We start from the raw sequence: 12,897 nt of genomic DNA, 5'->3' as shown, positions 1-12,897 counted from the left end.
GCTCGATGAAGGAATGAGTTACTGAAAAGGCTCGTCTGGATGCCGCGAACAAGTCGCGGCACGTCGCAGGGGGAACCCCATGGCGATGCTAGATTCTATTTAGGCCATATCCAAAGCACGTTATTAAATGGCCAAGGTTCCGCGCTGTTTGCTGAATTCAGAATAACCCGACGTTGCGCGCCTTGTGCGCGCAATCCAGTCAGGTGCTCGATGAAGAAATGAGTTACTGAAAAGGCTCGTCTGGATGCCGCGAACAAGTCGCGGCACGTCGCGGGGGACAGCATGGCAATATTTAGGTCAGGTATCCAAAGGATGTTATTAAATCATACACCCTCATGCTCATACTGCTTTTCAAACGCTGCGAGTTGCAATTCCAGTTGACGCTGCAATTGTGCTTTGTTACTGCCTTGAACAAATTTAAGGCAAGACGAGCTGTTTAAATCCTTGCATGCCGCCACGGTAATACCGGGGTGAGTTTTGCTCCACAGGCTTTCTCCTGGTAGAAAACTAAAGGTCAGGGCATTGCGGTTAATTTGTTTAAGTGTCGGGTAATCCAGCTGATGATTGAAGGCGGCTTCGACGTATTGCGCGGTTAAATCCGTACGTAAAATTCCTTCGTCGTCGGTGGAGAGGACGACAGGCACCTGATGCTTTAAGTAATAGTTGAGGGGATGTTGTTTGCCGGCAATTGAAAGAATGTCCTTATTACTGATTAAATTAATTTCCACGGCCATGTTTTTTTCTCTTAAAAGACGCATGATCTCGTCAGGATTTTCTTCATGGGCAATGTCGACGCCGTGGCCAATACGTTTGGCATGGCCGACTAAAATCGCATCGCGGATGTGGAAGCGGGTATTGGCAGGAACAACATCTTGCGGTGCTAATTCTCCGGCATGAAGGGCGATGGGCACTTGAGGATAGGCTTGATGCAGAAATTCAAAAATCTTCATTTGCCCCCGGTAATCCCTTAACGACAGATACCCATCTTCTGGCTGCACCAGATTAACCGCCACCAGTGCTTTGGAGCGAGACGCAGCTTCAAAGCCATGCAGAGCCTGGGCAAATACTTTGTCTAAGGATTGCTCTCTCAACACATAACATTGAAAGCGGACGGTTAACCGGCAAACCGGTTGTTCGGGGTGTTGCTTGCACGCTAAAACATCCTGGGCCTGTTCAAGAAGGTGGTCGGATTTAGCGACACTCTTATCAATGATACCTAGAAATCCCGTATTCTTAAGCAGTTTATTTCGGGTGGCGGCCATGTCAGTCAGGGTAAAGGATGGATCGGCAAAGACGGTGGATTGATTGTTGTCTGGCAGGATCATAATTTCCATGTATTGCTCCTGCTGATCGGCGGCTCTAAGCATGACCTCACTCAGCAGTTCAGCATCGTGATTGGCCACTAAGGGAATAAACTTCATAAAAGAGGCAAAAAAGTGATCATGGCCGGATTCTTTACCCGGAATAAAATCCTTCATTGACCAGGCCCGCACGGTATCAGCATAGATTTCCGGATGCTGGCTTAATTCCTTAGCGGGTATACCCTGACATGTTTCCGTGGTTTTGCTGACAGCAAAGGTGGTGGTATTCAGGCAATAATCATGTTTAGCGGCCACGGCGAGCATCGCTTCAGGGTAAGCGCCGCCAGCAAGATGGTAGTGCAGCTCGCCGCCTTTGGGCATGGCTTTAAAAAAAGCATAAAGCGCATTAGGATCGCTTTTAATGGTATCAAAATACGAATTAACATCAGCAAAACAGGACGACTGATAAGCCAGAGAAGACAGCAATAAGAGGCGTACAAAAGACATAAGACATACTAAAAAAGAAGAAAGGCGAATTATCGCATAAGGTGGGCGGTACGGCTATGCGCCTGCCTGTTTCCATCAGGTAACCCGAATTAACGCACAGCCGGCGCCTCGACAAGCCGTTCAGTCTCCTCAAGCCGTTTGCTGGATTGTTGATATTGAGAGGTATGCGCATTAATTTCGTCGATTACCGTGAGCAGCTGTTTAAGGAGTTCATCCAATTGTTTCAGTTTGTTTTCATGCTCCTTCTTTTTTTCAGGATGCTCTGCTTTTTGTTTTTCAATATTGACAATGGCCTTGCGGATGAGGATGGATTGGTTAATGGCCTCTTCGCGCGTTAAAGCAGCCGCTTGACTCTGCCCGTCGAGCTTCAGGCGCATTTTTGTAAGCTCTTCCTTCTCCATAATGACTCCAAAATTTAAAATTGTACAATAATTACGATTTATGTTGTATCGTATCGGGTGAATTTTGCTCCCCTTTTTTGATTTCGCTTAATTTCTCCGCAAAATACTTATTGGGATTGGGTGGCGTTTCACCTCTGAGGTTAGCTTCCGCCCGAGCTTCTTTGTAATCTTGCTCGACTCTCTTTTTGACTGAGGAGTCGAGTTTATCCAAAGCGGCCTGAAGGTCATCCAAAAGCTTCACTCCCTCCGATTTCTGTTTCTCCCATTGCGACCTGATGGCTTGTGTTTGCTCAGCCAGCGTTTTCAATTCCCTGTCTTCGTCTAATGCCGATTTGGGTATGTCCAGTGTATAAAGTGAATCGATGGGTGTATACATGGCACCCGTTTTCATATCCAGATGGAAATCGACCTGGATTGCTTTATCATCAATCAGCATGTGAACCGTCAGGGTAAACCCAGGAGCAAAGTGATCACTGTTGCCAAGCTCTATTTTCGTAAATTCAACACGCGTGTCTTGAGCCGATTTCTCCACCATGTACCGTTCGAGGTAGGTCAGTAATTCAATGTATGTTGAGGCCTGGTTAACCTGCATGAAGAAAGAGGAATGCATGCCTGTATTGATCACCTCGGGATTTTTCGATACAAACGCAATGGTCTGATTATTGTACTTAAATTGACTGCCTGGCAGATTGAGCAGCGGCGGCTTCTCGCTATCCGTCTGGTTATAGAAAAAGATATTTCCAGCCTGAGTCAATGCCCTGTAAACTTCAATGGACCGGGGTTTATTCAAGGCGCTCAAGCTCTCCCCTTGAGAGAAATAATAAACCAAACGGTTTCTTGCATACTGGCAATAGTCCTGCAAGGCTTGTAAGTTCTCGTCTTTATCAGGAAGCGAACCAATGTACTCAAATAAATCAAGTAGCTTTTTGTACATGACGGGGCTGTTGTGCTCAATGGATAAATCCGTCTTCTGGTAGACCTCTAAAAATTCCATGATCTTACTCAGTTTTGCTTTCCTTTGGGCAGGAAGGCGCTCATCATGAACAAAAGCGCTCAACACATCGACCACTTCATCAAACTCGGTTTTTCTATTGTCGTCAATCGCCTTAGGCGGCATGGCGGCGTGAATTTTAATTTCGAGTTCATTTAAATAATTATATAACCGTCCATTTGAACCGCTGCCTAATTGGCGTTTGTGCTTAACGTCATCCCCAAGCAAGTGTTTTTTAGCTTGTTGAATAAACGTTAAAATCTCAGTGGCGCTTAAATCATCCTGATTTAACTGTTCTATGAGTGCGGTGACAACCGCCTTGCGATCACCACTGACCCAACTACGCTTCCACCAATGGTCCCGATAAGCGGTTAGCCACTCAATGGCCTGACCGCGCATGCCGGTGGGTGATTTTTCCCACCAGGACGCAAAAGAGGCTTTTTTCCAGGTCGATGTGGCATTGGATAGCAATCGACGGTTTTCCGCCATCAGCATCGGCAGGTAGAGGTTTTTCTGTTTTTCGTGGTCGCCGCGATGCGAAGTAAGAATAGTAAAATGCTCCTGCTGTGCATCAACCACGGCCTGGATGTAGGGCTCTGACTTACTCCATATCATTTGTTCAGTAAAATCAGAACAGGCCTTGCTAAATTTTGCATAGCCTAGGGAGTTGCCCGAACGGTAGGCTTTATACCGGAGATAGAGCATGGCAGCCATGATCATTTTAACCTGATTCTCCAGGGGCTCTGTCGTATCCAGGTTTATTCTTCCGGCCAACAGGTTTTGATGAGCCGGGGTATTGAGCCAATCCAATTGCCGTTGGATAACCGCACGGGTTGCTTGGTTTCTGGCTTTTTCTGCCTCTGTTTGTAATTCTGTAGAGGCACCCTCTGTGTCCATCATGTCAGCGTACACCGCTTCTGCGGAAACCGGAGATACCTTATTGTGTACATCAGTCCACTTGACGTAATGCGTGTCCAGAGGCGCTTTTCGAGCGGTAATCTGGTCAGTAAGCTCAATGTCGTCAAGCTGCCGTTCTTTAGGTAGCTCTATCGTCATTTTGTTATGGTCAGCCCATTTGAGCAAATGGGCTCTCAGCATGCCGTCTTTTTTGGCAAATTCATTCCATTCTCTGGCGGCAAATTCGGCAAGACGGGTGATTTTTACTGTATTTTTGCCCTGCAAAGCTGGATTGTGTTCCAGCTCCTCCCAATGGTTATCAATACGGCCAAGGACTAAATTCCATTGGCTGAGTAACTGGTTAATGATCGCTTTTTTGCTGGCTTTACTGGCTGACGTGGCATGGATGGCCGTAATAAAGGTAAAAAATTCCTGATAAACAAGATCTTTAATGCCGTCAAATGATTCACGCAAATCCCTGTCTTCTGAACGTGGTTTATTGCGGATGTTATTTAACAGCGCGATGGCTTTATCTACTTCTTTGGTTGATGCCTCTAGATTGCGCAGTTTTTTCGGTGCATCAGCATAGGCTTCCTTAAATTCGCTGCGGCGAAGAATCATGCGGGTAAAACCGAATTGTCCTTTACGCCCAGAGCGTCCTACTTTTTGTGATTTGGATCGTTCCAGATCTTCCGTGGAGTGCGGTGCGGTATCGACATAAGTCTGAACCGCATAAAGGCCTTTTTTGTGGGTCGGTTTAATGTCGGTGCCGCGATCAAAAACCGATGAAATGGTAATAACGCCATCAAGTCCTGCTTTATTTTTATAAGCTTTTTCTTCTTCATTTCGTTCTTGAGCGGTGGGTTTTTCACTGCTGTAAAAACGTTGCAGAAAATCGGCCTTACCGTCCGCACTGTGATTGAGTTTATGCTTATATTTTTCAGGGTTGGCTTGAATGGCCGCCAGCAGGGCCTCATGAATTTTATCGCCCTGAGTCTTGTCACGGACCTGGATGAGAACGGGGCTGCATGGTCCTTCATTCTCTTTGCTGATATGCCTGAGGATATCTTGAACGATAAGTCGAATATGCTCCTGCTCTTCCGCTTCCGGGTCATCAAGATATTTAGCCTGGGTTAACAGCGGATCCAGCTCTTTGCGGTTAGGCGAAGTAAATTGTGGAATTGCAGCAAAGCGAAAACCGTATTTGGCATATTGTTCAATGATTTCTTTGGATGAACCCGCCGTTCCGGTCATGCCCTGAATCGATTGATAGGTACTCATCAACAACCGGCTGTTTAAGGACGTCACGTAAGTTTTTTCAGGCTCAACCAGGAAATCCGCTTTGCTGCCATCCTCTATCTGCTCACGGTATTTTTGCCGCAGACGTGCATGCAGGAATTGCTGAATGCCATTACTGAATTCCGCATCGATATTAGGTCGTCCACCGGTAAGAATGCAGGCTTTGGATACCTGACCATACTTGGGATGTTCAAGGGTAACGACCCTGAATTTGGTTTCTTCCTGATCGATTAATTGTTTGGTTTTTCCAGCGGCAATCAACCAGCCTTCCAGCCGTTTTTGGTAAAGTTCAGGCTGTTCTTCCAGTTTTTTTAACTGTTGTTTTTCTTCTTTTGATTTCGCCGCATTCCTGAGCCAGGTCTTTGCCAGCATTTGAAGATCAGCATCGCTTCGAGGTATCGTTTGTGCGTCGGTGAAATTAATTAAGGCTTCATAAATCCAGGTGTAGGGACTGTGGTATGGATCAGCACTGGCATCCAATGCAGTGGCATAACGATAGCGGGTGCTGTCGTCTAGGGTTGAGAAATCCACTTCATCGGCAATCAACGCACAATTGTCGGGGAATACTTTCCCTTCCAGCTGCATTTTGGAGCGGTAAAGGGCAATGTCTGACATGCTGGAGTAGTGGATGGTATCAGCTTTATATTCATCAAAACCGGATTTTGCGGTGATGAGTTTTACTCGCAGGCCCAGGTACTCGAAGAACGCGTGGTTTTCCTCAAGTCCCTCAGAGGCTAAGAAGCTGTTTGAGGTACAGATATCGACAGTTTTCCCTTCCAGATTGGATAATGCAGCCGTCAAAGCGGCAGTCATGGACTTCCCTTCCCCGGTTTTAATCTGCCCGACAAAATTCTGGTTCGTCTGCATGGACAGCAGCAGGTAAAGGATTTGGGTGGGTCTTGGCATGTTGCCGGTGGCGCGGTACATAACCTCACGCAGCAAGGCGATGGTTTCAAGCCTGGCTTTAAGACGCTGTTCCTTTGTCGCTGTGCTGCCTTCTTTTAACAGGGATTTATAATGATCCAGCAAGTCATGAATGTCTTGATGAGACATGTCCTTGATGGTTTTAAGCGGGCCTGTAGCGCTGCCGTTCGCAATCGTTGGTATACCAAATTTCTGACCAATACCATTGATGTACAGGAACCAGGTTTGCAGTTCCTGACGCTGTGTGAGCAGCATGGGGCGGCCATAATTCATGTCCTGCAAACCATTGAAATAACCGGCGAGCTCACGGGTATCAAACTGTGCTTCCAGGGTTTCTTCATCCTTGCGTTTGCCGAATGGATCCCGGTCAAACTCTATCTGCAGTTGGTTTAAATCCAGGCTTGTGGATGAGGTAATCTCAGCAAGTCTTGAAAGGCTGGGGTAGGTGGGGCTGCTATAAAGGGCGCTGAGCTCCTTCAGTATGTTTGGAGCGAGCAGTTGTAACTGGTTTACCACATCGACCAGAGCTTCCTGGTTATACCTGGAATCTTTTTCTGCCAACTCTTTTTGCGCAGCGCGCAACACAATCGGCATGACCAAAGCCATTTTAGGCTTATCCTGACTGGCTGCCTCGATAAAAGCCGGGAAATTTGCCGCTTTGTCCCCGGCAAAAAAGGCGAAAACAGTTTGTGTTAATGCCGGATTTTTCAATTCTTCAACCTGGTCAAAATCCGCAATCAGTGTTTTTATTTCATTATTCTGGTTGGCTTTCAGGATATGCAGTTTTTGGATAAATAATTCGCTATTGCTTTCATGAAGGCTGAGCACTTGTTTTAAGTAGTTGTCGATGCCTTGTGGATTATGCTTACAATAAGTAATTGCCAGTTCACAGATCGCCCGTTTTTCGCTGTCGCTCCAAACGCCCTGTTTTTCGGGATCAAACACGGTATCTACGATGACTTTCAGTGCGTCCAGTGTTTCCCTGGAGGGGGCTTTAAAGGCTAAAAATTGACCAAGCAAATCGGTGGGGAAAGGATTATTCGGATTAAACCCTTTAACCAGGGCCTGAGTGATTTTAGCGATGATGGTTAAGGGGTACCCATTCAGGAATGGGCTTGCATCGAGTACGGCAATGACGGCCCGTAAGTCGGAAGGCCAGTTTTTGTTAATCAGTTGTAAATCGCCGAGCACTTGGCTCAGTGCTTTCAATTCGTCGGCGTAAAGATCAACAAAGGCATCAAATTCCGCTGTCTTAATGGGATGATTTATCTTGTTCTTGATAATTTTGGCGAGGCGAGCACGCGTGGCTTCATCTTTGATGCCGACATTGGCTATGCCGTCGTTGATAACGGTGTCATAGACCTTGAGCATGACGCCCAAGATTTTTCCTTTGACTACACTGCCCAGAACGCCTGAGAATTCACCAATTTTTTCAAGACCCTTAATGAGGGTATGAGGACCTTCCGGTGTGGCCAGATTTTTAAAGAAATTTTTATCCAGTTGAGACTCAATATGGTCTTTAAACCCGGCCAATTCTTTAATGATCTCACCCATGTATTTGACAATGATCGTTTGTAAATTACCACCGCTTTCTACTGGTGCAGCGACAACCTTATCCAGTTGGATAACGCAGCCTTCGGGCAGGGCAGCCCTGATGGTTTGTTCGAGGTTGCTGTAATCGGGTGTATCGTTGGCTGCGACATCCCCAACAATGGTGATGAGTTGATCAAGGGTCGGCAGGGTCTTTGATTTCACATCAATATGGCCCAACAGTTCCAGGAGGTCATGGGTCGTTTGTTCCCCGTGTTTATCGAGGCATCGGGTAACCGCATCATAAAGTGCCTTGATTTTAGGCGCGGCTTTTTCCTCGTCTTCAAGACCTTCGTTCGTACAGACAGCAAGCAGGCGAGCTGTGCTTATACGCAGTTTGCGATGCCCTTTAAGCACCAGTGCTTCAGCGTCGGTAAATTTTTTCAATGTCTTGGTCAGGCCTTCCAGTTCGCGCATGACGGCTTGGAATACAGAAAGCCCTATCCCATTCGGGTTTTCACACATGAGGGTCAGGGTTTCAATGTAATCCTGGGCATCCTCGCTGTAGACTTCAACCAATTCCTGAATCATGCTGATGACTTGGGCCGGTTGCGCAGTCTTCTCGGTCTGTTTGGAAATAGTCACCATCTCGGCAATGGTCGGTCTTATAGGGGAACGGCGCATGGCCCGCCAGGCATTCATCATCACGCGAATGCCCGTCAAGGCGGTGGTGTTTTTATGTTTTGAAAGGTCTTGGTATTGGTTAATCCAATTCACCAGCGCATCGATATCCGCCTTTTGGAAATGTTTACCGCGCTTACCTGTGCCAAACACGGCGATGAGAACCAAGAGGGTATCTTTGCCATGAAAATAGTCATTGTTTTTAATATTCTCATCAATTAATTCAAAGGCTTCGCGGTAGCGTTTGACGGGAGCGCGATGATTAAATGTCGCGATGTAGCGTAAAAAAATGGCGAGCTGTTTGGCGCTGTTTTCATCAACGGCTTGATCGGCAAAATTGGCGCCAATATTCACTTTATCGCAGCGATAAGTAAACCCTTTTTCTGAAAAACGCACATCTAATTTCGCTTTTCCGGTAAAATCGCCTAAAGCAAGCATCATGGCCGGTGTGACCAGTTTATACCCTTCGTAGCGGGAAGCATAGAAAGGTCCGAGAGCATCCAGGGATAAACCGGGCAGGGCTTCGTAGAACTGTTCATTAATATCGTGGGCATTGGGCAGAATGACGCTCAGCAGTCTATCCAGCGCGACCCGCATGTCGGCTACACCCGCCATGAAGGGGCAATATTCGGTTAAATGAAGGCCCGGGCTTACCTCTTCCAACTGGCCGCAAAAATAGGAAAACCCTTCGGCTAATTCCGCCAGATTCGCCCAACGGGTACCGGGACGAAGCTCCTTTTCCACATGAGTAAACCCATCGTCTTCCCCCTGCTTGGGTTGGGGCGAATAACCGATATTGCTGGTATGCTGCTCTGTTAATGCCAGCCACCAGGCGGTTTGAGCCGTGGAGAAGGCCATTAATTTCTGAATGGCGGTTAAGTTGTTTTCCGTCAGTAATTCATTGAGGTTTTGCGATGAATCAATAAAGCAGGCCTTAAAACTGGCAAAAAACGGTTCGCCCTTGATGCGTTTAAGCTCCTGAAGTGTGGTTAATAACTGAAGAACGCCTGCAACGCCTTGATCAAAAAACACTTCGCTTAAGGCTTTGATGTTTTGATCAGTCAGGGTATTGCCAAACACGCTTTGCGTAAGCGCCTGTATTTTACCGCTGGCCTCCTGATCTTGCGCACTGATAAAAGCCATCAGAATACGTTGGCGCTGTTGCACGGATAACTTAACCGTATCGTCTTTGAGATAGAAAAAGTGACGGATACAATCGTCCAGCGTAGGGACCGGTTTTTTGAATTTCAGTGATTTGTATAAGTCACTGGCTTGTTTATCATTAATAAATAATAAGGCATTACCCGCCCAGTCTTTAGGTAAAAGCGGTTTTGAAAATTGAATGGTTAATGGCGATTCATTGGGGTTGATGGCGGCATCAAATGCGGAATAGGCCAGCACGACGTTGCCGTCCTGGTCGCTTTGCAGTTCAAACCCGCGCGGTAAATTATCCGGATGCAGGCCGTATTGCACATCCTGCAAATGCTCAATCAGAATTCTTGCGGCAGAAACACTGATTTTCTTGATGCCGTATTTAAACAGGTCTGCATTGTCACCGGTAATCATGTCCCAACATTGTTCAGGGCTCAGTTGAGGATGACGGGCTTTGATGAAGGCTTCGAGTTTGTTTATGGTGGCCCGGGTCAGTAATTCGTCAGTACCGGTGTACAGCCTGAATAGTTCCTCCTCTAACTCATCTTCTTCCGGCAGGCTGCTATCATCCAGGGCGGTTTGCACCTGTTGTTGAACCTGTTGCTGCTGCTGTTGCTGCATTTGAATTTCAGTCGAGAGCGATGTTAAATCATCCTGCTGAAAAATGGCTTTACCGATTTTACCCAAGGTGACATGAGGAAGGTCGCGCTTCACGGCAACGGCTTTTTCGGTCTTCTCTGTTGCCTCTGAGCCCCTGCTTTTCTGGTTTTTTAATCCGATGTTTTCAAGCGCCTCGAGTTGACTGGCGATTTTTAATGTGGTTCTGTCAGGCGAAGAAAACGTAATGACAGTCGGGTAGGGACCTGCAGAGATTAAATCAATCAAGGCTTGAACCGTTTCTTCTTTCAATGACGCCAGCGATGAACTGACAATGTCCAATCGGTCCAACCCGTCCGGTGAGGCTCGCAGAATGTCTCCTAGCACCTCAACCAATTCGTTCTGATCAATAGGACTCAAATCCGTGAGCGCAAAACTCAATTGCTTAAAAGGCAGAAATGGATTTGTGGATTGTAAATGGTCTCTTAAGGCCGTCAACATACTGAGGTCAGCAATGACATAACCGAAAGCCTGTGCATCCCGCATGCTGAACGTGTCGTAATGAAAAGCTCCTGCTTCAAAGCGGTGTTGATTGTCCGCCATGTATTGCAGCAGCTTTGCAAAGCCTGTACTGCCGAGTTGAAGGGCATTTTTATCGGCTAAGGAAAGTGACTCAATAAACCAGGCAAAGCGGCCATGAGCGGGTTTATCGGCAATGCGGAATAGCATCGCTTCAAACAAGGCATCCCAAGGAGGCGTTTGCGCGTTGGGTTTGATATTAAAATGAGCCAATAAAGCATTGCGGGTGTTCACCAGCGTTAAATAATCACGCAAGGCGGGTTCCTCAGAAACCAATTCGATGCCAAGCGCTAATTTATCAATATGGTCCTGCAGGAATTTCTGGTCAAGCTCGGCCGTACCGGTTAGGGTTACGCGTTTAAGTGCCGGGTTTTTACCGATAGCTTCAAAGAGGACATCAAGGACTAACTCGGCATTGTCTTGATCCTTCAGGATTTCCTGTAAATTGAGGGTGATAGGGCCGGTTGCCGCGGCAATGGCTTTTATCGCGGGTAAATCCTGCAATTTTACCTTGGCTTCATTTAAAGCCACCAGGGCTTCAAGCTGTTTGCCGTCAAATTTTCCTTTTCGACCAGGTTTATCCCGCTCCATGGCAAAGGCAAGCAGTTGCCCCTCAACCACGGCCGGCTTAATCTTGAACTCATCGGCATTCTGTTCTTCAAAGTCACTTTCAGAAGCCAGTGAAGCCAACGCGGTTCTGATTTCCGGGCTGATAATCTGCTGACCCAATAAGGAGCGGTAGACAAAATCACGAAGACTGGCGGCGTCTTTGCAAGTACTAAATTCCTTGTAAAGGTCGTCGTTTTTAATGACGCCTGTATCGATAAGATCCTGAATGAGGCCTCTTAATGCCCGGTAACCGCAGGTAAACCCGTCGCGTTGCTCCTGTGTGCCGATAACGCTAATATCAGGATCGTTACAGTCAGGGAAAGCGGTGTAGAATTTCATGTCCTCTTTGCTGGTGTAACTGCCAATCTGCTTATGGTATTTCAGCGCATTTTTAAGGGTAGCCTCGATTTTTTTCTTAGACCCCTCATGCAATTGCAGTTCATCGGTGTATTTCAATTTGATTTTTGCAGGCTTATCCGTGGGGTCCACCTCGACGAGGATGCGTACCCAATGGTTACCGCGCGAGTCAATACGGCTATGACCGTCTTCCCCGAGGTTAACAATTAACGGGATAACATAGGGTGCGGGAGGTTCATCATGTTGATGCTGCTCGCGCGCAAAATGAAGCGCCAGGCCAAGATCATCTTCTGTGAACGGGATAATGTGACAATCAGTAATGCCTAAAATTTTTAATTGCCGCTGGATATCGACATCTGTTAACCACTCATCTTTCCTTAACTTGCCGGCAAGGAATTTTTCAAAAAGACCGGGAAAATCGGCTCGCTCGGGACTGAAATTCATGCGAATGGGGCGTTCACCTTTCCATTTGAGCCAATGGGTTCTTGCAGCGAGGGTATCGAGCGTCAGATTGTAAGTGTCCTCTAAATCGCCTGATACTTTGTTGACTGCGATGTGTCGTATAAACACATCGTAAAAGATAGCAAAATCCGACAGATGAATAGCCAGTGTTTGTTCATTGGTGACAGCCAGGGGACTTAAGGGCAAATAATCGGCATGTTCCGCATCAAAGCGCTTTAACCCGTCCATCAGCGAAGCATCGGTATTCACAATGCCGGGTTCAGCTCTTGTTAAGAGAGCAAATAATGTTTTAATGGCCTTGTCCGTTGGGTTTGCTGAGTCCAGTTTCTCTGGATTGCGCGTTTTTTCTTCCAATTGCGCTGGAGACAAGCGGGCAATTTTTTGCAGCTCGTCAGGCGTGATTTCGCCCTTGGCAATGGCCTGCTGTAACTTCACAATACGAGAAAGCAAAACTTGGGAGCGGGATTCTGTATCAGGCGTATTAAAAAACATGGCTTAACCAACTGATTTAATATTATCTAGTTATAAAATAGCATAAAAAGCTTACCCGAATATTAACATCTGGGGCACAGTTATGATTAATTAATGATCAGAACCGCTTTAAAAAAGG

3 protein-coding genes are annotated in these 12,897 nt (G+C 46.7%); all 3 read right to left on the bottom strand.

What is annotated here, in order from left to right; genetic code table 11:
- Nucleotides 1-323 precede the first annotated feature (323 nt).
- Nucleotides 324-1,808 (bottom strand): adenosine deaminase family protein, encoded by a 1,485-nt coding sequence (locus Lery_RS06555; RefSeq protein WP_058526448.1) that lies wholly within the window; start codon nt 1,806-1,808, stop codon nt 324-326.
- An 89-nt stretch (nt 1,809-1,897) separates the two neighbouring features.
- Nucleotides 1,898-2,209: a hypothetical protein gene (locus Lery_RS06550; RefSeq protein WP_058526447.1), complete on the bottom strand. Its 312-nt coding sequence runs from the start codon at nt 2,207-2,209 to the stop codon at nt 1,898-1,900.
- Nucleotides 2,210-2,240: 31 nt separating this feature from the next.
- Complete coding sequence (locus tag Lery_RS06545; protein ID WP_058526446.1) at nt 2,241-12,779, bottom strand: hypothetical protein; 10,539 nt, start codon at nt 12,777-12,779, stop codon at nt 2,241-2,243.
- Between the last annotated feature and the right edge of the window lie 118 nt (nt 12,780-12,897).

Origin of the sequence: Legionella erythra, assembly GCF_001467615.1 — a bacterium.
GTDB lineage: Bacteria > Pseudomonadota > Gammaproteobacteria > Legionellales > Legionellaceae > Legionella_C > Legionella_C erythra.
This window is presented reverse-complemented; position numbering and strand designations above follow the sequence as displayed.

Bases quoted from the DNA above. Each gene is read 5' to 3' on its own strand.
- Lery_RS06555 (WP_058526448.1), bottom strand. From the start codon at position 1,808: ATGTCTTTTGTACGCCTCTTATTGCTGTCTTCTCTGGCTTATCAGTCG.
- Lery_RS06550 (WP_058526447.1), bottom strand. From the start codon at position 2,209: ATGGAGAAGGAAGAGCTTACAAAAATGCGCCTGAAGCTCGACGGGCAG.
- Lery_RS06545 (WP_058526446.1), bottom strand. From the start codon at position 12,779: ATGTTTTTTAATACGCCTGATACAGAATCCCGCTCCCAAGTTTTGCTT.